Source organism: Pseudocitrobacter vendiensis (genome assembly GCF_943590815.1).
GTDB classification, from domain to species: domain Bacteria; phylum Pseudomonadota; class Gammaproteobacteria; order Enterobacterales; family Enterobacteriaceae; genus Pseudocitrobacter; species Pseudocitrobacter vendiensis.
The window spans coordinates 40,056-62,871 of record NZ_CALSBS010000010.1 but is presented as its reverse complement, the minus strand read 5'-3'; the positions used below and the strand labels follow the sequence as shown (position 1 = coordinate 62,871).

21 protein-coding genes, 1 other RNA gene and 1 other annotated feature are annotated in these 22,816 nt (G+C 52.2%); of the genes, 17 read left to right on the top strand and 5 right to left on the bottom strand.

Annotated elements, in window-relative coordinates:
- Window positions 1-105: 105 nt before the first annotated feature.
- The 15 genes from thrS to selO all read left to right on the top strand — a co-directional run bounded on the left by thrS (window position 106) and on the right by selO (window position 13,585).
- Window positions 106-2,034: a threonine--tRNA ligase gene (gene thrS / locus NMC31_RS12600; RefSeq protein ID WP_149462693.1), complete on the top strand. Its 1,929-nt coding sequence runs from the start codon at window positions 106-108 to the stop codon at window positions 2,032-2,034.
- 3 nt (window positions 2,035-2,037) lie between these two features.
- A complete protein-coding gene (gene infC, locus NMC31_RS12595; RefSeq protein ID WP_071843507.1) occupies window positions 2,038-2,580 on the top strand; it encodes a translation initiation factor IF-3 in 543 nt (180 codons plus the stop codon).
- A 91-nt stretch (window positions 2,581-2,671) separates the two neighbouring features.
- Entirely contained in the window at window positions 2,672-2,869 is a 198-nt protein-coding gene (gene rpmI, locus NMC31_RS12590) for a 50S ribosomal protein L35 (RefSeq protein ID WP_001124225.1), read from the top strand.
- A 51-nt stretch (window positions 2,870-2,920) separates the two neighbouring features.
- Complete coding sequence (gene rplT / locus NMC31_RS12585; protein WP_000124850.1) at window positions 2,921-3,277, top strand: 50S ribosomal protein L20; 357 nt, start codon at window positions 2,921-2,923, stop codon at window positions 3,275-3,277.
- Window positions 3,278-3,353: 76 nt separating this feature from the next.
- The gene (locus NMC31_RS12580) at window positions 3,354-4,157 is read left to right on the top strand and encodes a hypothetical protein (protein WP_253898127.1); all 804 of its coding nucleotides are present in this window, start codon (window positions 3,354-3,356) and stop codon (window positions 4,155-4,157) included.
- A gap of 71 nt (window positions 4,158-4,228) precedes the next feature.
- Window positions 4,229-4,354 (top strand) — a sequence feature (Phe leader region).
- Window positions 4,235-4,279 (top strand): pheST operon leader peptide PheM, encoded by a 45-nt coding sequence (gene pheM / locus NMC31_RS12575; protein ID WP_001386830.1) that lies wholly within the window; start codon window positions 4,235-4,237, stop codon window positions 4,277-4,279. It overlaps the preceding feature by 45 nt.
- 62 nt (window positions 4,355-4,416) lie before the next feature.
- A complete protein-coding gene (pheS, locus tag NMC31_RS12570) occupies window positions 4,417-5,400 on the top strand; it encodes a phenylalanine--tRNA ligase subunit alpha (RefSeq protein ID WP_149462691.1) in 984 nt (327 codons plus the stop codon).
- A 15-nt stretch (window positions 5,401-5,415) separates the two neighbouring features.
- Window positions 5,416-7,803, top strand: a complete 2,388-nt coding sequence (gene pheT, locus NMC31_RS12565) for a phenylalanine--tRNA ligase subunit beta (RefSeq protein ID WP_253898126.1) — start codon at window positions 5,416-5,418, stop codon at window positions 7,801-7,803.
- A 4-nt stretch (window positions 7,804-7,807) separates the two neighbouring features.
- Window positions 7,808-8,107: an integration host factor subunit alpha gene (ihfA, locus tag NMC31_RS12560; protein ID WP_003030571.1), complete on the top strand. Its 300-nt coding sequence runs from the start codon at window positions 7,808-7,810 to the stop codon at window positions 8,105-8,107.
- 100 nt (window positions 8,108-8,207) lie between these two features.
- Window positions 8,208-9,188 (top strand): vitamin B12 ABC transporter permease BtuC, encoded by a 981-nt coding sequence (btuC, locus tag NMC31_RS12555; RefSeq protein WP_253898125.1) that lies wholly within the window; start codon window positions 8,208-8,210, stop codon window positions 9,186-9,188.
- Window positions 9,189-9,217: 29 nt separating this feature from the next.
- Window positions 9,218-9,769, top strand: coding sequence for a glutathione peroxidase (locus NMC31_RS12550; protein WP_253898124.1), 552 nt, complete (start codon window positions 9,218-9,220; stop codon window positions 9,767-9,769).
- On the top strand, window positions 9,769-10,515 hold the full coding sequence (gene btuD, locus NMC31_RS12545) for a vitamin B12 ABC transporter ATP-binding protein BtuD (protein ID WP_253898123.1): 747 nt from the start codon (window positions 9,769-9,771) through the stop codon (window positions 10,513-10,515). The genes NMC31_RS12550 and btuD overlap by 1 nt, the downstream gene beginning before the upstream one ends.
- 109 nt (window positions 10,516-10,624) lie before the next feature.
- The gene (locus NMC31_RS12540; RefSeq protein ID WP_015964185.1) at window positions 10,625-11,086 is read left to right on the top strand and encodes a C40 family peptidase; all 462 of its coding nucleotides are present in this window, start codon (window positions 10,625-10,627) and stop codon (window positions 11,084-11,086) included.
- 281 nt (window positions 11,087-11,367) lie between these two features.
- The gene (locus NMC31_RS12535) at window positions 11,368-12,081 is read left to right on the top strand and encodes an EAL domain-containing protein (RefSeq protein WP_253898122.1); all 714 of its coding nucleotides are present in this window, start codon (window positions 11,368-11,370) and stop codon (window positions 12,079-12,081) included.
- Window positions 12,082-12,142: 61 nt separating this feature from the next.
- Window positions 12,143-13,585: a protein adenylyltransferase SelO gene (gene selO, locus NMC31_RS12530; protein ID WP_253898121.1), complete on the top strand. Its 1,443-nt coding sequence runs from the start codon at window positions 12,143-12,145 to the stop codon at window positions 13,583-13,585.
- Window positions 13,586-13,707: 122 nt separating this feature from the next.
- Here selO and hemP read toward each other — a convergent pair whose 3' ends face one another.
- The 3 genes from hemP to ppsR form a co-directional block, all read right to left on the bottom strand.
- Window positions 13,708-13,896: a hemin uptake protein HemP gene (gene hemP, locus NMC31_RS12525; protein ID WP_436650196.1), complete on the bottom strand. Its 189-nt coding sequence runs from the start codon at window positions 13,894-13,896 to the stop codon at window positions 13,708-13,710.
- A gap of 139 nt (window positions 13,897-14,035) precedes the next feature.
- Entirely contained in the window at window positions 14,036-15,082 is a 1,047-nt protein-coding gene (gene aroH, locus NMC31_RS12520; RefSeq protein ID WP_015964189.1) for a 3-deoxy-7-phosphoheptulonate synthase AroH, read from the bottom strand.
- A gap of 153 nt (window positions 15,083-15,235) precedes the next feature.
- Window positions 15,236-16,069 carry a posphoenolpyruvate synthetase regulatory kinase/phosphorylase PpsR gene (gene ppsR, locus NMC31_RS12515; protein WP_149462683.1) on the bottom strand — a complete coding sequence of 278 codons (834 nt, stop codon included), beginning with the start codon at window positions 16,067-16,069 and terminating at the stop codon, window positions 15,236-15,238.
- Between the two features lie 340 nt (window positions 16,070-16,409).
- Between ppsR and ppsA the strand changes: the two genes are divergently transcribed.
- Both ppsA and NMC31_RS12505 read left to right on the top strand, forming a co-directional pair.
- Complete coding sequence (gene ppsA / locus NMC31_RS12510) at window positions 16,410-18,815, top strand: phosphoenolpyruvate synthase (RefSeq protein ID WP_253898119.1); 2,406 nt, start codon at window positions 16,410-16,412, stop codon at window positions 18,813-18,815.
- 195 nt (window positions 18,816-19,010) lie between these two features.
- Window positions 19,011-21,380 (top strand): glycoside hydrolase family 3 N-terminal domain-containing protein, encoded by a 2,370-nt coding sequence (locus NMC31_RS12505; protein WP_253898118.1) that lies wholly within the window; start codon window positions 19,011-19,013, stop codon window positions 21,378-21,380.
- On the opposite strand, the gene rprA is transcribed toward NMC31_RS12505, so the two are convergent.
- Window positions 21,380-21,487: antisense sRNA RprA (rprA, locus tag NMC31_RS12500), an RNA gene on the bottom strand. The two genes, NMC31_RS12505 and rprA, sit on opposite strands and share 1 nt — an antisense overlap.
- 171 nt (window positions 21,488-21,658) lie before the next feature.
- Window positions 21,659-22,780 (bottom strand): AI-2E family transporter YdiK, encoded by a 1,122-nt coding sequence (gene ydiK, locus NMC31_RS12495; protein ID WP_253898117.1) that lies wholly within the window; start codon window positions 22,778-22,780, stop codon window positions 21,659-21,661.
- Between the last annotated feature and the right edge of the window lie 36 nt (window positions 22,781-22,816).

Sequence of the window (22,816 nt, the reverse complement as noted above, 5' to 3'; positions counted from 1 at the left end):
TGCAGAGTGAAGCAAATAAAGCCATCTAACTTGCTGATATAGTTAATTTATTTAATTTTGTATGTGCTCTTTCGTGTGGGGCACCACTGCAAATAAGGACATAACATGCCTGTAATTACTCTTCCTGATGGCAGCCAACGCCATTACGACCACGCAGTAAGCCCAATGGATGTGGCTCTGGATATCGGTCCAGGGCTGGCAAAAGCCACTATCGCCGGTCGCGTTAATGGTGAACTGGTCGATGCGTCTGATGTGATTGAAAACGATGTAACCCTTTCTTTGATTACCGCGAAAGATGAAGAAGGGCTGGAGATCATTCGTCACTCCTGCGCGCACCTGCTCGGTCATGCTATTAAGCAGCTCTGGCCGAATACAAAAATGGCGATCGGTCCGGTTATCGACAACGGCTTCTACTATGACGTTGATCTTGACCATACCCTGACCCAGGAAGACATCGACGCGCTCGAAAAACGTATGCACGAGCTCGCCGAGAAAAACTACGATGTCATCAAGAAGAAAGTCAGCTGGCATGAAGCCCGCGAAACTTTCGTGAAACGGGGTGAAATCTACAAAGTTTCCATCCTTGATGAAAACATTGCGCATGATGACAAGCCTGGCTTGTATCATCACGAAGAATACGTCGACATGTGCCGCGGTCCGCACGTGCCGAATATGCGTTTCTGCCATCACTTCAAACTGATGAAAACCGCAGGCGCGTACTGGCGTGGCGACAGCGACAATAAAATGTTGCAGCGTATCTACGGTACCGCGTGGGCAGATAAAAAAGCGCTGAACGCGTATCTGCAACGTCTGGAAGAAGCGGCGAAACGCGATCACCGTAAAATCGGTAAGCAGCTCGACCTGTATCATATGCAGGAAGAAGCGCCGGGTATGGTCTTCTGGCACAACGACGGCTGGACTATCTTCCGTGAACTGGAAGTGTTCGTTCGTTCGAAGCTGAAAGAGTACCAGTACCAGGAAGTAAAAGGTCCGTTCATGATGGACCGTGTGCTGTGGGAAAAAACCGGCCACTGGGATAACTACAAAGACGCAATGTTCACCACCTCTTCTGAGAACCGTGAATACTGCATCAAACCAATGAACTGCCCAGGCCACGTTCAGATCTTCAACCAGGGTCTGAAATCCTACCGCGATCTGCCGCTGCGTATGGCAGAATTCGGTAGCTGCCACCGTAACGAGCCGTCAGGCGCGCTGCACGGCCTGATGCGTGTACGTGGGTTCACTCAGGATGATGCGCATATCTTCTGTACTGAAGAGCAAATCCGCGATGAAGTGAACGCCTGTATTCGTATGGTCTACGATATGTACAGCACCTTTGGCTTCGAGAAAATCGTCGTCAAACTCTCCACTCGCCCGGAAAAACGTATCGGTAGCGACGAGATGTGGGATCGTGCTGAGGCGGACTTAGCGGTTGCGCTGGAAGAAAATAACATCCCGTTTGAGTATCAACTGGGTGAAGGCGCTTTCTATGGTCCGAAAATTGAATTTACCCTGTATGACTGCCTCGATCGTGCATGGCAGTGCGGTACTGTACAGCTGGACTTCTCCTTGCCGTCTCGTCTGAGCGCTTCTTATGTAGGCGAAGACAACGAACGCAAGGTTCCGGTAATGATTCACCGCGCAATTCTGGGGTCGATGGAACGCTTTATCGGCATCCTGACTGAAGAATTCGCTGGCTTCTTCCCAACCTGGCTCGCGCCAGTGCAGGTCGTCGTCATGAATATTACTGATTCTCAGGCTGAATATGTTAACGAATTGACCCGTAAACTACAAAATGCAGGCATTCGTGTAAAAGCAGACTTGAGAAATGAGAAGATTGGCTTTAAAATCCGCGAGCACACTTTACGTCGTGTCCCTTATATGTTGGTCTGTGGTGATAAAGAGGTGGAAGCAGGCAAAGTGGCCGTTCGCACCCGCCGCGGTAAAGACCTGGGCAGCCTGGACGTAAATGAAGTGATCGAGAAGCTGCAACAAGAGATTCGCAGCCGCAGTCTTCAACAACTGGAGGAATAAGGTATTAAAGGCGGAAAACGAGTTCAAACGGCACGTCCGAATCGTATCAATGGCGAGATTCGCGCCCAGGAAGTTCGCTTAACAGGTCTGGAAGGCGAAGCACTGGGAATTGTGAGTCTGAGAGAAGCGATCGAAAAAGCTGAGGAAGCTGGAGTAGATTTAGTTGAAATCAGCCCTAACGCCGAACCGCCAGTTTGTCGTATTATGGACTACGGCAAGTTCCTTTATGAAAAGAGTAAGTCTTCTAAGGAACAGAAGAAAAAGCAAAAAGTTATCCAGGTTAAGGAAATTAAATTCCGTCCTGGTACCGACGATGGCGATTATCAGGTAAAACTCCGCAGCCTGATTCGCTTTCTGGAAGATGGCGATAAGGCCAAGATCACGCTGCGTTTCCGCGGTCGTGAGATGGCCCACCAACAGATTGGTATGGAAGTGCTGACGCGCGTTCGTGACGATCTGAGTGAACTGGCAGTAGTCGAATCCTTCCCTACGAAGATCGAAGGCCGCCAGATGATCATGGTGCTCGCTCCTAAGAAGAAACAGTAAGGCCATCAAGTAATCATTCCTGTGGGCCTCGGCTCACAGGGTGATTCGCCTTTGTTTCGTTTATTAACAATGCGAAGTGGAAGTTATTAAAATGCCAAAAATTAAGACCGTACGCGGTGCTGCTAAGCGCTTCAAAAAAACCGGTAAAGGTGGTTTTAAGCACAAGCACGCTAACCTGCGTCACATTCTGACCAAAAAAGCGACCAAACGTAAACGTCACCTGCGTCCGAAAGCCATGGTTTCCAAAGGCGATCTGGGCCTGGTAATCGCGTGCCTGCCGTACGCATAAGTCGTTAACGTTTTTTAACTTTTTAATTAGAATAGATACAGGAGAGCACATATGGCTCGCGTAAAACGTGGTGTAATTGCACGTGCACGTCACAAGAAAATTTTGAAACAAGCTAAAGGCTACTACGGTGCGCGTTCTCGCGTATACCGCGTTGCCTTCCAGGCTGTTATCAAAGCAGGTCAGTACGCTTACCGTGACCGTCGTCAACGTAAGCGTCAGTTCCGTCAACTGTGGATTGCACGTATCAACGCTGCAGCACGTCAGAACGGTATTTCTTACAGCAAATTCATCAACGGCCTGAAAAAAGCCTCTGTTGAAATCGACCGTAAGATCCTGGCTGATATCGCCGTATTCGACAAAGTAGCGTTCACCGCTCTGGTTGAAAAAGCGAAAGCAGCTCTGGCTTAATCTGAGTCCTTCAGGTTAAGAAAAGGGGGATAAGCCGAAAGGTTTATCCTCTTTTTTTTGCAAAGCAGGTCATCAAATGCAAAAGTTTTTAGTAAATGGAATTACTCTGCTCTACGCCGGAATGTTGTATGGTCACGCTTTTGCGCAACATTCGCCGCAGCCGCGTTCCACAATAACCGATTTTGTGCAGCAATGTAGCGATAGCGGACTTATCACAGAATCTAAAGAGCACCCACGGCTTTATGAAAAGAGTTGCGCCAATGCACTGCGCAGCGTGATTTTCCCAAAATCCAGGGAGACTAAGAACTGGCCACCAGAGATGCTGGGAATGCTTAATGGTGAAAACGCGTATTACGTTGCGTTATCTCAGGCTATGGATGCTGATTTTGATGGTGAACAGCAATATGGCGGGCGTGTTGAGATGGCTGATTTCGATACATCAGAGGCCGGTATTTATGGCGCAGTACCCATTTTTCATCCCATATCACGCGGTCGTTTTTTAATCCAAATGTGGTGCAACGTCTCAGCTTACAATGAATTTAGCCTGTTTATTGATTATGACGAGACCCATTTACCCGCTACGGCAAAATTAATTCCTTTTGCGCATGAAAGCGGTGAACAACGTTATTGTATTTCCGCGCGTTTAGTTGATACCCGCAATGCGTTAATTTATGTAAACCTTCGGCAAAATGGTAATGGCGACGGCGGATATTACGCTCGCTACCAGTATAATCGCCAGACGCTTAAACCGCGCTTACTGGAGGTAATATATAAGAATGCCATCACTTCCGATGCACCTTACATCTTTGATGATGATCATCCTTTGCGTAAACCGCATGGTCCAGGTTGGGAGAGGCTTTATCCAACGCAGGCACAATAATCCTGTTGACATTTTCACGTTTTACCTTTCCAATAAAGGGCTTACTGAACACCAAATGCATCAAGGTAACGCAAGCAATGAATGCTGCTATTTTCCGCTTCTTTTTTTACTTTAGCACCTGAAACCAGGAGGCTAGCGCGTGAAAGAAGAAACGAAAAACAGCGCCTGAAAGCCTCCCCAGTGGAGGCTTTTTTCGTTTGTGCAGCACAAAAATTAAGTCCAACGAACCAGTGTCTTCACCGACACAATGAGGAAAACCATGTCACATCTCGCAGAGCTGGTTGCCAGTGCGAAGGCAGCCATTAACCAGGCCTCGGATGTCGCCACGTTAGATAACGTTCGCGTCGAGTACCTTGGCAAAAAAGGGCATCTGACCCTTCAGATGACAACACTGCGTGATCTGCCGCCAGAAGAGCGCCCGGCAGCAGGTGCGGTCATTAACGAAGCAAAAGAGCAGGTTCAGCAGGCGATGAACGCCCGCAAAGCTGAGCTGGAAAGTGCAGTACTGAACGCCCGTCTGGCTGCCGAAACCATCGACATCTCCCTGCCGGGGCGTCGTATTGAAAACGGCGGTCTGCACCCGGTTACCCGTACTATCGACCGTATTGAAAGTTTCTTCGGTGAGCTCGGCTTTACCGTGGCGACCGGTCCGGAAATCGAAGATGATTACCACAACTTCGATGCGCTGAATATTCCAGGACATCACCCGGCACGCGCTGACCACGACACTTTCTGGTTTGATGCCACGCGTCTGCTGCGCACCCAAACCTCCGGCGTACAGATCCGCACCATGAAAGATCAACAGCCGCCGATTCGTATCATTGCTCCGGGCCGCGTATATCGTAACGATTACGACCAAACGCATACCCCGATGTTCCATCAGATGGAAGGTTTAATCGTTGATAAAAACATCAGCTTTACCAACCTGAAGGGCACGCTGCATGACTTCCTGCGTAACTTCTTTGAAGAAGATCTGCAGATTCGTTTCCGTCCGTCCTATTTCCCGTTCACCGAACCGTCTGCAGAAGTTGACGTAATGGGTAAAAACGGTAAATGGCTGGAAGTGCTGGGCTGCGGGATGGTTCACCCGAACGTGTTGCGCAATGTCGGCATTGACCCAGAAGTTTACTCTGGTTTTGCCTTCGGTATGGGTATGGAGCGTCTGACCATGCTGCGTTACGGCGTCACCGATTTACGTGCATTCTTCGAAAACGATCTGCGTTTCCTCAAACAGTTTAAATAAGGGCAGGGCAAAACAATGAAATTCAGTGAACTGTGGTTACGCGAATGGGTTAACCCGACCATCGATAGCGAAGCGCTGTCCGGTCAAATCACCATGGCAGGCCTGGAAGTCGATGGTGTTGAGCCAGTAGCGGGCAGCTTCAACGGTGTGGTTGTGGGTGAAGTGGTTGAGTGCGGTCAGCACCCGAACGCCGACAAACTGCGCGTAACAAAAGTGAATGTAGGCGGCGAACGCCTGCTTGATATCGTCTGTGGTGCGCCGAACTGCCGTCAGGGCCTGCGTGTGGCAGTTGCCACCATCGGTGCTGTTCTGCCGGGTGATTTTAAAATTAAAGCCGCAAAACTGCGCGGTGAGCCATCTGAAGGCATGCTGTGCTCGTTCTCTGAGCTGGGTATTTCCGACGACCATAGTGGTATCATCGAACTGCCGGCTGATGCGCCGATCGGTACCGATATCCGTGAATACCTGAAACTTGATGACAACACCATCGAAATTAGCGTGACGCCAAACCGCGCCGACTGCCTCGGTATTATCGGGGTTGCCCGCGATGTGGCCGTACTGAACAAATTGCCGCTGGTTGAGCCGGAAATCACCCCGGTAGTTGCCACCATCAACGACACGTTACCTATCACCGTTGAAGCCGCAGACGCCTGCCCGCGCTATCTGGGTCGCGTAGTGAAAGGCATCAACGTCAAAGCGCCAACCCCGCTGTGGATGAAAGAAAAGCTGCGTCGCTGCGGTATTCGTTCCATCGACGCCGTTGTTGACGTCACCAACTACGTGCTGCTCGAGCTGGGCCAACCGATGCACGCATTCGATAAAGATCGTATCGAAGGCGGTATTGTGGTGCGCATGGCGAAAGAGGGCGAAACGCTGGTTCTGCTTGATGGTAGCGAAGCGAAACTGAAATCCGATACCCTGGTCATTGCCGACCATGCCAAAGCGCTGGCAATGGGCGGCATCTTCGGTGGTGAACACTCTGGCGTGAATGGCGAAACGCAAAACGTTCTGCTGGAGTGCGCCTTCTTCAACCCGCTGTCTATCACTGGCCGCGCGCGTCGCCATGGTCTGCATACGGATGCCTCTCACCGCTATGAGCGTGGTGTCGATCCGGCGCTGCAGTACAAAGCCCTGGAGCGTGCCACCCGCCTGCTGATGGATATCTGTGGCGGCGAAGCTGGCCCGATTATCAATGTCACTAACGAATCTACGCTGCCAAAACGTGCGACCATCACCCTGCGTCGCAGCAAGCTGGATCGACTGATTGGCCATCATATTGCTGATGACGTGGTGACGGATATTCTCCAGCGTCTGGGCTGTGAAGTGACCGTCGGTAACGACCAGTGGCAGGCCGTTGCGCCGAGCTGGCGTTTCGACATGGAAATTGAAGAAGACCTGGTAGAAGAAGTTGCGCGTCTGTTTGGCTATGACAACATCCCGAACGAGCCTGTGCAGGCCGGTCTGGTAATGGGCAGCCATAAAGAAGCTAACCTGTCGCTCAAGCGCGTGAAAACGATGCTGAATGACAAAGGCTATCAGGAAGTGATTACCTATAGCTTCGTCGATCCGAAAGTGCAGCAACTGATTCACCCGGGCGAAGAAGCGCTGATTCTGCCAAGCCCTATCTCCAGTGAAATGTCCGCAATGCGTCTTTCTCTGTGGAGCGGCCTGCTGACCACCGTGGTCTATAACCAGAACCGTCAGCAGAACCGCGTACGTATCTTCGAAACCGGTCTGCGCTTTGTTCCGGATACCCAGGCTCCGCTGGGCATTCGTCAGGATGTGATGCTGGGCGGCGTGATTTGCGGCAACCGCTACGATGAGCACTGGAACCTGGCAAAAGAGACCGTTGATTTCTATGATTTAAAAGGCGATCTCGAAGCTGTTCTCGATTTGACCGGTAAACTGTCTGATATTCAGTTTAAAGCTGAAGCCAATCCGGCACTGCATCCGGGCCAGTCCGCGGCGATTTATCTGAAAGGTGAACGTATTGGTTTCATTGGGGTTGTTCACCCGGAACTGGAACGTAAACTGGATCTCAATGGTCGTACACTGGTGTTCGAACTGGAGTGGAACAAGCTCGCAGACCGCGTGGTTCCTCAGGCACAGGAGATTTCTCGCTTCCCGGCAAACCGTCGTGATATCGCGGTTGTGGTGGCAGAAAACGTACCGGCTGCGGATGTTTTGGCCGAATGTAAGAAAGTTGGCGTAAATCAGATAGTTGGCGTAAACTTATTTGACGTGTACCGTGGTAAGGGTGTTGCGGAGGGGTATAAGAGCCTCGCTATCAGCCTGATCCTTCAGGATACCAGCCGTACACTTGAAGAAGAGGATATTGCCACTACCGTTGCCAAGTGTGTAGAGGCATTAAAAGAGCGATTCCAGGCATCATTGAGGGATTGAACCTATGGCGCTTACAAAAGCTGAAATGTCAGAATATCTGTTTGATAAGCTTGGGCTTAGCAAGCGGGATGCCAAAGAGCTGGTTGAGCTGTTTTTTGAAGAGATCCGTCGTGCTCTGGAAAATGGCGAACAGGTTAAACTTTCCGGTTTTGGTAATTTTGACCTGCGAGACAAAAATCAACGCCCGGGTCGTAACCCGAAAACGGGCGAAGATATTCCCATTACAGCCCGGCGCGTGGTGACCTTCAGACCCGGTCAGAAGTTAAAAAGCCGTGTCGAAAACGCGACGCCCAAAGAAGAGTAATCTGCACTAACCAAAAAGGCCGCTATGCGGCCTTTTTTCTTTTCCCGCACGTGGAACCACCGTAAAATCAAACACCTCTCTTGCTGGCACATGGACTACTATGCTGGACTACGTACATCTTCAGCAGCGACGCAATCGGCGCTGGCTTATGATACTAGCGCTCACGCTGCTTGTTGCGCTGACGATAAGCCTCTGTGCCGGAGACCGATGGATTGCACCTGGCAGCTGGTTTAGCGCTACCGGAAAGCTCTTTATCTGGCAGATTCGCCTGCCGCGTACCGTTGCGGTTCTCTTGGTTGGGGCCGCGCTGGCGTTGTCGGGCGCCGTAATGCAGGCGCTGTTTGAAAACCCGCTGGCGGAGCCTGGCCTGCTGGGGGTTTCTAATGGTGCAGGCGTCGGGCTGATTGCCGCCGTGATGTTAGGGCAGGGAATGCTACCCGGCTGGGCGCTCGGCCTGTCAGCGATTCTCGGGGCGCTGCTTATTACTTTTATTCTGATGCGTTTTGCCAGACGCCATCTTTCTACCAGTAAACTACTCTTAGCCGGGGTGGCGCTGGGCATTATTTGCAGCGCGCTGATGACCTGGGCCGTTTACTTCTCTACGTCTTTTGATTTACGCCAGCTTATGTACTGGATGATGGGCGGCTTCGGCGGCGTTGACTGGCAACAGAGCTGGCTGATGCTGGGTCTGATTCCTGTTATCGCATGGATTTGCCTGCAATCACAGCCGTTAAATTTACTGGCGCTGGGCGAAACGTCAGCCCGGCAGCTGGGTGTCCCCATCTGGCTGTGGCGTAAACTGTTGGTGATTGCCACCGGCTGGCTGGTTGGAGTCAGCGTGGCGCTGGCGGGCGCAATCGGCTTTGTCGGCCTGGTGGTACCGCATATGCTGCGGCTGTGCGGTCTGACCGATCATCGGGTGCTGCTACCAGCTTGCGCACTGGCAGGGGCCAGCACGTTGCTGGCGGCGGACATCATTGCGCGGCTGGCGCTTCAGGCGGCCGAACTTCCTATCGGTGTTGTGACGGCGACCACGGGAGCGCCGGTCTTTATCTGGCTATTATTGCGTTCTGGGCACTGACGTTCAGTACATATGCTAATGAGGATATTATGGAAAACGCAATTCTGAACATTGAAGTTACAACGATTGATGGTGAAAAAACGACCCTGGAACGTTTCAGAGGGAACGTCCTGTTGATCGTGAATGTGGCATCTAAATGCGGATTAACCCCGCAGTACGAACAGCTGGAAAGCCTGCAAACGTCGCTCGAATATGAAGGCTTTGCGGTGCTGGGATTCCCGTGCAACCAGTTCCTGGGACAGGAGCCTGGGAGTGAAGACGAGATTAAAACGTTCTGCCGCACCACCTACGGCGTGACGTTCCCTATGTTCAGTAAAATCGAGGTTAATGGTGAAGGGCGTCATCCGCTCTATCAGACCTTAACGCGCGCCGCGGCAAAAGCCATTGCGCCGAAGGGAAGCGAGTTTTATGAAAAAATGGCCAGCAAAGGTCGTGCGCCTGCGCAGCCTGGTGACATTCTGTGGAACTTTGAGAAATTCCTCGTTGGCCGCGACGGTCGCGTCGTCGCGCGTTTCTCACCGGATATGACCCCGGAAGATCCGATTCTGATTAATGCGATTCAGAAAGCACTGGTTCTGTAATGACAATGCTGATGCAACTACAAAACGTCAGTGAGGGAGTGCGTTTAACGCAGTTTAGCGCAGAGGTTCACGCTGGCGAGACAATCCACCTCGTGGGGCCGAATGGCGCGGGGAAGAGTACGCTGTTAACCCGCATGGCGGGGTTAAGTTCCGGTAAGGGCACCGTCACGCTAAACGGTAAACCGTTAGACGAATGGACCTCGCTGGAGCTGGCGCAAAAGCGCGCGTATCTTTCCCAGCATCAGTCGCCGCCATTCGCCATGCCCGTCTGGCATTTTCTGCTGTTGCATCAGCATGATAAAACTGAACATACGCTTTGCGCACAGGTAACGGAAGCGCTGGGCCTGGTAGATAAACTGGGCCGTCATGTTAATCAGCTTTCCGGTGGTGAGTGGCAGCGCGTACGGCTGGCAGCGGTTATCCTGCAGATTCATCCATCTGGTAACCCTCATGGTCAACTGCTGCTACTGGATGAACCCATGAACAGCCTCGATGTCGCACAGCAGGCAGCCCTTGATCGTGTGCTGGACACATTGCGTGCTCGCGGTATTGCGATAGTAATGAGCAGCCACGATCTCAATCATACGCTGCGGCATGCTAATCGGGTGTGGTTGTTATCCAAAGGGCAATCAATCGCCAGTGGAACATCGGCTGAGGTATTAACCCCTGATTTACTGTTTAGCGCCTATAATATTTCTTTCCAACGGCTGGACATTGCGGGCCATCAGATGCTGGTTGCGCAGTGAAACGGGTCTGGAAAACAATAGCGAAACATTAAGTATCACTGCTTACTTGCCAGGGAATAAGTAACCGGGCTAAATTATCGGAAAATTAAAAAGAGAGGATTCGCCGGATATGCGATTCTTGATTATTTTTATAGCGGCTTTATTTTTGGCGGGATGTAGTCACCATGCACCGCCTCCAAATCCAAGACTATCTGATTCGATAACCGTAATTGCTAATTTAAACGATCAGTTGCGCAACTGGCACGGTACGCCTTACCGCTATGGTGGGATGAATCGCCGTGGAATTGATTGTTCCGGGTTTGTCTTAACCACTTTCCGCGATAAATTCGAAATGCAGTTACCGCGCGAAACGCGTCAGCAGGCGAAGATAGGCACCGAAATTGATAAAGACGATCTGCTACCCGGCGATCTGGTTTTCTTCAAGACCGGCTCAGGGGATAGCGGCCTCCATGTTGGTATCTATGATACGGATAACCAGTTTATCCATGCATCGACCAGCCAGGGCGTCACGCGATCCTCTTTAGATAACGTATACTGGCGCAAGAAGTTTTGGCAGGCCAGGCGGATTTAATGGGTAAATGACGAAGGGGCGCGATGCCCCTTCGGCGTATTTAAATTAATGGTATTTAAAAAACAAATTACGACTCATTATTGTTTTTGTTAACAATCTGAGGGTTAACTGGGCATGGATTGTATTAATCTATGATTTTCGATTACAATCATTACATTCCAGCGAAGGAATGCAAAAATAAAACGGAAAATGAAAGCAATCCGACTAAAATCAATCGACCTAAATTTATTGTTTTGTGACTTCAGGACCCTTGAAATGACTTATCGAGAAGGGCTGTCGCAATGATTGTAACCCTTGACCGTACATGGCGTTCAGAGCTGTTATTTCTCCCAGCCCGACATGCTAATGGCAAACTGATTGGTTTGAAAGTCGTTGCACATTTTATTGGTGTAGAGAATTCTGTACGTATCCCGACGAATCTCATCCTGCCGAAACTGACGTCTGATGAGGAATTAGTGCTATTTCGCGAAAAGCTCGCGCTGCTTAATACCTGCCAGCTGTTTTTTATTCAGCAGCAACTGACGGCGTGGCTTGCTATTACACCTGCGATTGTTCACGCCTTACTCACGGATGCATTGCTGGCAGCCGAGGTTTCACGTTACCCGTTTGTCGAACTGGTGGTGAGCGAACGCTTCCCAGGGCTCAATCAGCCTGATGATACGCATCCACTCACACTTCTGGCAAAACACTTCCCGCTGGCGTTAGCAAACTTTGGTTCGGGGGAAGCCTCTACGCGCGCTGTGTTTGCTGGATTGTTTCAGCGGATTGTAATCGATCGTCAGTTTGTTCAGCGACAACTGTCTTCTGCATCCTTCGAGCCCTTTATTCGCGCCATCACCACCCAAATTCAACCCTATTGCCAAAGCATCATGATTGCGGGGATTAATACGGAATCCGCGCGTGAACGTGTATTACCTTTTGGTTTCAGCGGCATGCTGGGTGAGCTATGGCCTGCTGTACCAGAATCCTCATTATTAACGCTGGTGCAGGAATAACCCTGCAGATTGCCGGGTGTGTAAACGAGGATTAACTCATACACTACAGACAGGAGGACCTATGACCCTGTCTTTTAATACTCGCTGGCGCGATGAGCTGCCAGGTTTTTACAGCGACCTCAATCCGACGCCGCTACAGAATGCCCGCCTGATATGGCATAACACGCCACTTGCCGATGAACTCGGGATCGAACCCTCTCTCTTTGCGCCTGAACGTGGCGCTGGAGTGTGGGGCGGAGAAGCCTTGCTCCCCGGAATGAAACCGCTGGCGCAGGTGTATAGCGGCCATCAGTTTGGCGTCTGGGCGGGGCAACTGGGCGATGGCCGCGGCATTCTGCTGGGTGAACAGCAACTGGATGACGGCACGTCGGTGGACTGGCATCTCAAAGGTGCAGGCTTAACCCCGTATTCGCGGATGGGCGATGGCCGTGCTGTGTTGCGATCCACACTTCGTGAAAGCCTGGCCTCGGAAGCGATGCATTATCTCGGTATTCCCACCACGCGTGCGCTTTCCATTGTAACCAGTGATACGCCCATCCAGCGTGAAACCGTTGAACAGGGCGCGATGCTCATGCGTATTGCGCAAAGTCACGTTCGCTTCGGCCACTTTGAGCATTTCTACTATCGTCGTGAAATGGACAAGGTCCAGCAACTGGTCGATTTTGTTATTCGCCACCACTGGCCGCATCTTCAGCAGGAAGCGGATCGCTATGCACTCTGGTTCCGTGACGTGGTTACGCGCACCGGGCAGATGATCGCGCGCTGGCAAACGGTCGGTTTCGCGCATGGCGTAATGAATACCGATAACATGTCGATTCTGGGGCTGACGATTGATTACGGTCCGTTTGGCTTTCTTGATGATTACCAGCCGGGCTTTATTTGTAATCATTCAGATTATCAGGGGCGCTACAGTTTTGAGAATCAGCCGGCGGTAGGGTTATGGAACCTGCAACGTCTGGCGCAGTCGCTCTCAGCCTTTATCAATGTCGATACGCTGAATGACGCCCTGGATGGCTACCAGCTTGCATTGTTCACCGAATATGGCGCGCGCATGCGTCAGAAACTGGGGTTATTTACGCAAGAGGTGGGCGATAACGATCTGCTTAACGCGTTGTTTGCACTTATGGCGCGAGAGGGTAGTGATTACACGCGTACTTTCCGTATGTTGAGCGAAACGGAACAGTTAAGCGCCGCATCCCCGTTACGCGACGAGTTTATCGATCGTGCCGCCTTTGATAGCTGGTTTGCGCAGTATCGGGCCCGTATACAGCCTGAAGGCATCGACGATGCGAAACGGCAACAGGCGATGAAGCAGGTGAACCCGGCAATGGTGTTACGCAACTGGTTGGCGCAGCGGGCCATTGAAACGGCGGAGAAGGGCGATTATCAGGAACTCCATCGACTGCACGAAGCCCTGAGAAACCCGTGGGTTGATCGTGACGATGATTATGCTCAACGCCCGCCCGATTGGGGTAAAAGGCTGGAAGTGAGTTGTTCCAGCTGAACAACATGCCGGGGGCGCTGCGCTTGCCTGGCCTGGAAATACACAAGGTAAAAATGTACCCGTTAAATGCCTTGAATTTGTAGGCCTGATAAGCGCAGCGCCATCAGGCAAAAATGGACTCGCTATTTCGTCAATATCAGCTTTCCAGCCTGCGTCTGGCGCAGCAGATACTGCTGACCTTCATGTTCTATCACCACGCGGCCTTCATCACCTAATAACACCTCGCTGTTAACCCGGCGATCGTTATCCTGCGGACGAGGGGTATTGTCCCTGACGGTAACCTGTTCTGCGTTGTCATCCATAAGCGTCATAGAAAAGTAAAATAGTAATAAAAACAACAATGATAAGTATTATCAATAATGAGTAAGCGTGTGCAACCGTTTTTTGTGAAAAGAGATATCTGGAGGGGATAAGAAACTCCCCATCGCGGGTGCGACAGGGAGGAGGGAACTAAAGGCGAGTGGCCACCGCGGCAGCCAGTTTTTCCAGCAGCACTTCGGTATCTTCCCAGCTCAGGCAAGGATCGGTGATGGATTGCCCATAGGTGAGCGGCTGATCCGCGACAATCTTCTGCGCACCTTCGCGCAGGAAACTTTCGGCCATAATACCGGCGATCGCGGTCGAACCGTTGCGTATCTGCTGACAGATATCATCGCAAACATCCAGTTGACGGCGGTGTTGCTTCTGGCAGTTGCCGTGGCTGAAATCGACGACCAGATGTTCCGGCAAATCAAACTGATGCAGCGTATCGCAGGCCGCAGCAATATCGTCGGCGTGGTAATTCGGTTTTTTACCGCCACGCATAATGATATGCCCATAGGGGTTACCGCTGGTCTGGTAGATGGTCATCTGGCCGTTTTTATCCGGAGACAGGAACATATGACTGGCGCGCGCGGCCCGGATCGCATCGACAGCAATACGCGTATTACCATCAGTGCCGTTCTTAAAGCCAACCGGGCAGGAGAGCGCAGAAGCCATTTCGCGGTGGATTTGGCTCTCGGTGGTACGTGCGCCAATCGCGCCCCAGCTAATCAGGTCGGCGATAAACTGACCGGTCACCATATCGAGAAATTCGGTCGCGGTTGGCACGCCGAGAGTATTTACCTGTAACAGCAGTTTTCGCGCGAGCTCAATGCCGTGGTTAACCCGGTAGCTGCCGTTCAGGTCGGGGTCAGAAATCAATCCCTTCCAGCCAACAACGGTACGCGGTTTTTCGAAATAGGTGCGCATCACGATTTCCAGTTGGCCCTGATGCTTCTCGCGCAGGGTTTGCAGACGACGCGCATAATCCATCGCCGCATCCAGATCGTGAATAGAGCAAGGCCCGACAATCACCAGCAAACGACGATCTTCACCATTGAGGATCTTTTCAATCCGCTGACGAGAAGCGGTAACGCTGGCGGCAACATCCGGGGAGACGGGGTAACGCTGAGCAAGTTCAGCAGGCGTAACGAGGCTCTCAATACGAGCAGTACGCAATTCATCGGTCTTATTCATGAGTTTCTCAGAAATTTGTTTCTTCACCAGACAAAACGCCGGGAAGTGATGCACATCACGATAAACCAATCCCGGCTGATTTCAAGAGCGGGGCGTGGTGTGCATTCAATCACAGCGTTATGATAAACAAATTTTCTGCATTGTACTAGTGCGTTAGTACATTCTGCGGCTTAATCCCATGATGTCCATGATTTTGGTAGCAATTTCCTCAACGGAGTAGTTGGTACTGTTAATCCACGGGATTTGATTCTTACGATACAGCGCTTCTACTTCCGCCACTTCCATTCGACACTGGCGCATCGAGGCGTAGCGGCTGTTTTCCCTGCGCTCCTCGCGAATCGCCGCCAGGCGCTCAGGATTTATCGTCAGGCCGAACAGTTTATGCTGCAACGGTTTAAGCGACGCAGGAAGGATCAGATTATCCATATCATCGGCGATGAACGGGTAGTTGGCGGCGCGAATACCGAACTGCATCGCCAGATAGAGGCTGGTAGGGGTTTTTCCACAGCGAGAAACGCCGAGCAAAATAACCTGCGCCTGATCGAGATTGCGCAAAGATATTCCATCATCGTGCGCCAGGGTGTAATCAATTGCCGCAATACGCGCATCGTATTTCAATAGATTTCCAGGGTTTAGCCCGTGGGTTCGATGAGCAATGGGCGTCGGATCGAGCTTAAGCTCTTCCTGAAGCGGAGCAACCAGCGCCTGCACGATATCCTGACAAAATCCCTCACACTGCAAAATGATGTCGCGGATTTCCGGAATGACAATGGAGTAGAAAACCAGCGGGCGTACGCCGGTTTGCTGATAAATCGCGTCAATCTGATCTTTCACCGCGCGGGCGCGGCTTTCACTTTCAATAAACGGCAGAGTAATACTGTTGATAACCACCGGGAACTGCGACATCACCGCGTGGCCCAGCACCTCAGCGGTAATCGCCGTGCCATCAGAAATATAAAAAACCTGCCTGTCGACTGCATTTTCCATTTTAACAATCCAGAAAAGTGAGGTTAATTGTCTGAAAGCATAAATTAAATTCGCAGAAAACCCCACCGCATTTGTCTGATATCTGAAAATGGAACGCTATTTTTATTTTTTATGAAAAGTCTGGTTCATTTTTCTAAATATGCAGATTTTGTCGCGATTTATAACGACTTTCCCACAGAATCAGAGGGTTATCACATTACTGGCATCAATCCTAAAAAAGAAAAAATTAATTTGCTTGAACGATTCACCGTTTTTTTAAATTGTTTAAATATGCCAGGATAATTTGAGTAGTCAGTTGTTTCTTAATCACTGCTTTTTTAATCAAAAAAGGATTGTCTCGATGTCCAACAATGGCTCGTCACCGCTGGTGCTTTGGTATAACCAACTCGGCATGAATGATGTAGACAGAGTTGGGGGCAAAAATGCCTCCCTGGGTGAAATGATTACTAACCTGTCCGATCTGGGTGTCTCGGTCCCCAACGGATTTGCTACCACTGCCGATGCATTTAATCAATTTCTCGACCAAAGCGGCGTGAATCAGCGCATCTATCAACTGTTGGATCAAACCGATATTGATGATGTCACCGCCCTGGCGAAAGCCGGTGCTCAGATCCGCCAGTGGATCATCGACACACCTTTCCAGAGCGAACTGGAAACCGCTATCCGTGATGCGTACAACCAGCTCTCTGCGGATGATGCGTACAACCAGCTCTCTGCGGATGATGCGGACGCATCCTTTGCTGTGCGCTCTTCGGCGACGGCAGAAGATATGCCGGATGCCTCCTTCGCCGGTCAGCAGGAAACCTTCCTCAACGTGCAGGGCTACGACGCGGTACTGGTAGCGGTTAAACACGTTTTCGCCTCGCTGTTTAACGACCGCGCGATCTCATACCGTGTCCACCAGGGTTACGATCATCGCGGCGTCGCGCTCTCGGCGGGCGTTCAGCGGATGGTGCGTTCTGACCTCGCGTCTTCGGGCGTAATGTTCTCCATCGACACCGAATCCGGTTTTGACCAGGTGGTGTTTATCACCTCGGCCTGGGGCCTGGGTGAAATGGTGGTGCAGGGCGCGGTAAACCCGGACGAATTTTACGTCCACAAACCGACGCTGGCGGCTAATCGCCCGTCGATTGTACGCCGTACCATGGGTTCCAAAAAAATCCGTATGGTCTACGCACCGACGCAGGAGCACGGTAAGCAGGTTAAAATTGAAGATGTGCCGCAGGCCCAGCGTGATATTTTCTCGCTGACCAACGATGAAGTGCAGGAGCTGGCGAAACAGGCTGTCCAGATTGAAAAACACTACGGCCGCCCGATGGATATTGAGTGGGCCAAAGATGGTCATACCGGCAAACTGTTTATCGTTCAGGCGCGCCCGGAAACCGTGCGTTCTCGCGGCCAGGTGATGGAGCGTTACACGCTGCATTCACAGGGTAAAATCATTGCTGAAGGTCGTGCTATCGGTCATCGCATTGGCGCGGGCCCAGTAAAAGTTATTCACGACATCAGCGAGATGAACCGCATTGAACCCGGCGATGTGCTGGTGACTGACATGACCGACCCGGACTGGGAACCGATCATGAAGAAAGCGGCGGCGATTGTCACCAACCGTGGCGGGCGTACTTGCCACGCGGCGATCATTGCGCGTGAACTGGGTATTCCGGCGGTCGTTGGCTGCGGTGACGCGACCGAACGCATGAAAGATGACGAGAAAGTCACTGTTTCCTGTGCGGAAGGGGATACGGGTTACGTCTACGCTGACCTGCTCGACTTCAGCGTTAAGAGTTCCAGTGTTGACACCATGCCGGACATGCCGCTGAAGATCATGATGAACGTCGGTAACCCGGATCGCGCATTTGACTTCGCCTGCCTGCCGAATGAGGGCGTTGGCCTGGCGCGTCTGGAATTCATCATCAACCGTATGATTGGCGTTCATCCGCGTGCGCTGCTGGAGTTCGATGACCAGGAACCGGCGCTGCAAAACGAAATCCGCGAGATGATGAAAGGCTTCGACTCGCCAAAAGAGTTTTATGTGGGTCGTCTGACGGAAGGGATCGCGACGCTCGGCGCGGCCTTTTACCCGAAACGGGTGATTGTGCGTCTGTCCGATTTTAAATCGAACGAATACGCCAACCTCGTCGGTGGTGAACGTTACGAGCCGGATGAAGAGAACCCGATGCTGGGCTTCCGTGGCGCAGGACGTTACGTTTCCGAGAGCTTCCGCGACTGTTTCGCGCTGGAATGCGATGCGGTAAAACGCGTGCGTAACGAAATGGGACTGACCAACGTTGAAATCATGATTCCGTTCGTGCGTACCGTTGACCAGGCGAAAGCCGTGGTGGATGAACTGGCGCGTCAGGGGCTGAAACGTGGCGAAAATGGTCTGAAAATCATCATGATGTGCGAGATACCGTCTAACGCCCTGTTAGCCGAACAGTTCCTCGAACATTTCGATGGTTTCTCCATTGGCTCCAACGACATGACGCAGCTGGCGCTGGGTCTTGACCGCGACTCCGGCGTGGTCTCAGAACTGTTTGACGAGCGTAATGACGCGGTTAAAGCGCTACTGTCGATGGCCATCCGCGCCGCGAAGAAACAGGGCAAATACGTCGGTATCTGTGGGCAGGGGCCGTCTGACCATGAAGATTTCGCTGCATGGCTGATGGAAGAGGGTATCGATAGCCTCTCCCTGAACCCTGACACGGTGGTGCAAACCTGGCTGAGTCTGGCGGAATTGAATAAGTAATTGTTTCAACAAGCCCCCGGGGTTATCAACCGCGGGGGCTTTCATATTTCTAACTTATCAGACTCGCCTTAATTTGCGACCGATCACACTCCCGCGAAAAAACCAAAAAACGTAAATCTTCTGCGAAATTAGACAATTGTTGTCGCGGCAACGCTTCTGAATACTGGTTTTACTTAACCTGTTCAGGAGAAGGCTATGACCCCTGTTTATAAAGATCCTCAGCATCCTGTGAGCGCCCGTGTTGCCGACCTGCTGGCACGCATGACCCCCGAAGAAAAATTTGCCCAGATGCATGCCTACTGGCTGGTACTGTCTGAAGACGGTGAGCACCGGGAAAGAAGCGATATGAGCGATGAATTCTCCGGCGTCAGCGAGCAGGCATCGCTGGGCGAACGCTTAATGCTGGGTGTCGGTCAAATCACGCGCCCGCTGGGTACGCATATTGTGGATGCGAAAACGGGCGTGCGCGCGGCCAACCGCCTGCAAAAAATGTTGATGGAAGAGACGCGCCTTGGCATTCCGGCACTGTTCCATGAAGAGTGTCTGGTAGGCTTGTTGTGCAAAGACGCCACCTTATTTCCCTCCTCGCTGAATTACGGTTCTACGTGGGATCCTGAACTGGTCAGACGCGCTGCGCAGCAGATAGGCGAAGAAGCGCGTTCAACTGGCTGTAAACAGGGGCTGGCGCCGGTGCTGGATGTGTCGCGCGATGTGCGCTGGGGGCGTACCGAAGAGACGTATGGCGAGGACCCGTGGCTGGTGGGCGTGATGGCCTGTGCGTATGTTGATGGCTTACAGGGTGAAAAACGTGACGTGCTGGCAACGCTTAAGCACTATGTCGGCCATTCCTTTAGTGAAGGCGCGCGTAACCATGCGCCGGTACATCTGGGCTTTCGTGAGCTGAACGATACCTTCCTGTTGCCTTTCGAAATGGCGGTGAAACTGGCGAATGCGGGTTCGGTGATGCCTGCGTATCATGATATTGATAATCAACCGGGACACAGCGATGCGTTCCTGTTAACCACATTGCTGCGGGAACGCTGGGGGTTTGATGGCATCGTGGTGGCGGATTACGGCGGCGTTAGCCTGCTGCATCAGCACCATGGCGTCAGTGAAGATGCCGCGCACTCGGCAGCTCTGGCTTTCAATGCCGGGCTGGACGTTGAGCTGCCAAAAGATGATTGTGCGCGTCATCTGGCGCAAGCGCTGGAACGCGGGCTGATCAGCATGGCGAAAATTGATGAAATCGTCGCGCGGTTGCTCACCGAAAAATTCCGCCTGGGGTTGTTCGAGCATCCGTACACTGATGAAAACGCCATTTCGCTCCAGTCGCCCGCCACGCGGCAGGCGGCAAGAGAGGTCGCCACGCGGTCAATTACGCTGCTGGAAAATCGTGGCATATTGCCGCTGGCGGGGAAACCGCGCGTGGCGGTCGTGGGGCCGACGGCGGACGATCCGCTGGCGTTGTTGAGCGGCTACAGTTTCCCGGTGCATCTGATTATTAGCGATATGGTGGATAACACCGCGCAGGTCACGACACCGCTGGCGGCACTGCGCACCTATCTGGGTGAAGACAACGTTCGTTACGCTAAAGGCTGTCACATCATCAAAGAACGCCTTGCCGGTGCGCCAGTTTTTCCGGGCGACAGTTCCGGTAAGCCGATGCAATCGTCACCGGTATCTCTCGATATCTCACTGATTGACGATGCCGTAAACGCGGCGCTGGAAAGTGAGGTGGTGATTGCCTGCGTGGGGGATCTCGCCGGGCTGTTCCAGAGCGGAACCGTGGGCGAGGGGTCAGACACCGATAGTTTAACTCTGCCGGGCGTACAGCAGCAGTTGCTGGAAGCACTGGTGGCGACCGGGAAACCGGTAATTGTGGTGATGACGGGAGGACGCCCTTACAACCTGCAAGGGCTGGAGTCGAAAGTGGCGGCGTTTATGCTGGCATGGGCTCCGGGCCAGGAGGGCGGTTGGGCAATTGCTGATGTGTTGACCGGTCGCGCAGAACCACAAGGCAGGCTGGTGGTGAGCATGCCGAAAAGCGCCGGGGCAATGCCGTATTACTACAACCATAAGCTAAAAAGTGGCGGCACACCGTTCGCTTTCCATTTTGGCGCACTGTACCCGTTTGGCTACGGTCTGAGCTGGACAACCTTCGATTATGGCTCTCCGACATTGCTGAGTGAAAACGTGGATATTCACGGCGATGTTACGCTTAGCGTGGCGATAAAAAACAGCGGCGAGCGCAGCGGCAGTGAAGTGGTACAGGTGTATGTGCGCGACAACATCGCCTCAATGGTCAGGCCGCTTCAGGAACTGAAAGCGTTCCAGCGCGTGACACTGGCGCCTGGCGAGTCGGCCACGCTTACTTTCACGATACCGGTGGATATGCTCAATTTTACCAGCCATCAGGGGCAACGCATCGTTGAGCCTGGCGAGTTTGAATTGCAGGTTGGCCGATCCTCCGTGGATATTCAGGGACGAGTAACGCTGAATGTCACCGGCGAGACGCGGGTTCTGCCTGAAATGTGGCGCATGATGAGTCGATGTGATGTGAAGTGATAAAAAAAAGCCCATCGTGGGAGATGGGCAAAGACTACACACAGCAATTCATTGTTTCACTCAGGGGATGTCCATGCTTATAAATCAAGCTATTGATTTATAACCGTGTCCTAATAGTAGGCATGCGACATTTTTACGTCGATCGGATTCGTCTCAATAGTTAAAATAGTGTGAATGATTTTTAGTTAAGGCAGTTACGGATGCCATCATTTGACGGCATCCGTTAACATAACAACGGTTTATTGATAAGAAATGCTTAAGTGGGTGAGCGGGGGGAATTACGCTTTTTTCTCTCCGCTCATATCAAACTGCTGTAACTCTTCCAGAACCTGGTCCGGGTCGGTTGTCGGAGGGGGCACTTCATGCATCCATGCATCAAACAGACGCCAGGAGACTGCCAGCACCACTGGGCCAATAAACAGGCCTATCATGCCAAATGCCACCAGACCACCGATAACGCCAGACAGAATAAGAATCATCGGTAGATCGGCACCCATGCGAATCAGCACCGGACGGATAAAGTTATCCATGGTGCCTACTACGCAGCTCCACACCAGCAGCACGGTGCCCCAGGTGGTATCACCGGTCCAGTAGAGCCAGATGATTGACGGGATCAGGACAATCAGCGGCCCAAGTTGTACCAGGCAGGAAAAAATCATCACGACCGTTAACAGCGTGGCATAGGGTACGCCAGTGATGGCAAGGCCGATACCGCCGAGAATCGCCTGTGTTAACGCGGTAACCACCACGCCCAGCGCGACGGCGCGAATGGCCTGACCTGCCAGCAACACGGCGGCATCACCCCGTTTTGACGCCAGGCGGGTCGCGAAGTAGCGAATGCCAAACGCGACTTTTTCGCCCTGCCAGTAGAGTAGCGCACTAAACAGCAACATTAAGCCGCAGTGAAGCAGGAAGCGGCCAATGTGCGCCGCCTGGCCGACAAACCACGTGGTGGTAGTACCAATATAAGGGCGGACCTTCGCCATAATTGCGCTGCCGCCCATATCCAGCAGGCTGTGCCAGCCCTGATAAAGCTTCGCACCGATAAACGGAATGCTGTTCAACCACGCGAGGTCAGGCAGCTCCAGCGTGCCAGAGGTGATGTCATGCACCAAAGGGGCGCTGCCGTCGACGACGCTATTGACCAGTAAGGCGATGGGGATAACGAACAGTAAAAAAAGCAACAGTGTCATCACCAGAACGGCCAGGCTCCGGCGGCCAAAAAACATGCGCTGCAAACGAAGCAGTACCGGCCAGGTGGCGATAACGATCGTCGCAGCCCAGGCGAAGCCCAGAATAAACGGCTGAATAATCCATAAACAAGCGATGATCATCAGAGCCAAAAACAGCACCGATAGCAGTATTTGCGGTATATCGCGAGGACGTTGAAGCGTACCCATATCTCAAATTTACCTTCTTCTGTACGCCAGAACGCT

What these genes read in the sequence shown, in the direction of transcription:
- hemP (WP_436650196.1), bottom strand. Translation starts at nt 13,896, where the DNA reads ATGACGCTTATGGATGACAACGCAGAACAGGTTACCGTCAGGGACAAT.
- NMC31_RS12550 (WP_253898124.1), top strand. Translation starts at nt 9,218, where the DNA reads ATGGAAAACGCAATTCTGAACATTGAAGTTACAACGATTGATGGTGAA.
- pheS (WP_149462691.1), top strand. Translation starts at nt 4,417, where the DNA reads ATGTCACATCTCGCAGAGCTGGTTGCCAGTGCGAAGGCAGCCATTAAC.
- ihfA (WP_003030571.1), top strand. Translation starts at nt 7,808, where the DNA reads ATGGCGCTTACAAAAGCTGAAATGTCAGAATATCTGTTTGATAAGCTT.
- rplT (WP_000124850.1), top strand. Translation starts at nt 2,921, where the DNA reads ATGGCTCGCGTAAAACGTGGTGTAATTGCACGTGCACGTCACAAGAAA.
- selO (WP_253898121.1), top strand. Translation starts at nt 12,143, where the DNA reads ATGACCCTGTCTTTTAATACTCGCTGGCGCGATGAGCTGCCAGGTTTT.
- btuC (WP_253898125.1), top strand. Translation starts at nt 8,208, where the DNA reads ATGCTGGACTACGTACATCTTCAGCAGCGACGCAATCGGCGCTGGCTT.
- NMC31_RS12540 (WP_015964185.1), top strand. Translation starts at nt 10,625, where the DNA reads ATGCGATTCTTGATTATTTTTATAGCGGCTTTATTTTTGGCGGGATGT.
- ppsR (WP_149462683.1), bottom strand. Translation starts at nt 16,069, where the DNA reads ATGGAAAATGCAGTCGACAGGCAGGTTTTTTATATTTCTGATGGCACG.
- NMC31_RS12505 (WP_253898118.1), top strand. Translation starts at nt 19,011, where the DNA reads ATGACCCCTGTTTATAAAGATCCTCAGCATCCTGTGAGCGCCCGTGTT.
- aroH (WP_015964189.1), bottom strand. Translation starts at nt 15,082, where the DNA reads ATGAATAAGACCGATGAATTGCGTACTGCTCGTATTGAGAGCCTCGTT.
- ydiK (WP_253898117.1), bottom strand. Translation starts at nt 22,780, where the DNA reads ATGGGTACGCTTCAACGTCCTCGCGATATACCGCAAATACTGCTATCG.
- thrS (WP_149462693.1), top strand. Translation starts at nt 106, where the DNA reads ATGCCTGTAATTACTCTTCCTGATGGCAGCCAACGCCATTACGACCAC.
- rpmI (WP_001124225.1), top strand. Translation starts at nt 2,672, where the DNA reads ATGCCAAAAATTAAGACCGTACGCGGTGCTGCTAAGCGCTTCAAAAAA.
- pheT (WP_253898126.1), top strand. Translation starts at nt 5,416, where the DNA reads ATGAAATTCAGTGAACTGTGGTTACGCGAATGGGTTAACCCGACCATC.
- ppsA (WP_253898119.1), top strand. Translation starts at nt 16,410, where the DNA reads ATGTCCAACAATGGCTCGTCACCGCTGGTGCTTTGGTATAACCAACTC.
- btuD (WP_253898123.1), top strand. Translation starts at nt 9,769, where the DNA reads ATGACAATGCTGATGCAACTACAAAACGTCAGTGAGGGAGTGCGTTTA.
- NMC31_RS12535 (WP_253898122.1), top strand. Translation starts at nt 11,368, where the DNA reads ATGATTGTAACCCTTGACCGTACATGGCGTTCAGAGCTGTTATTTCTC.
- NMC31_RS12580 (WP_253898127.1), top strand. Translation starts at nt 3,354, where the DNA reads ATGCAAAAGTTTTTAGTAAATGGAATTACTCTGCTCTACGCCGGAATG.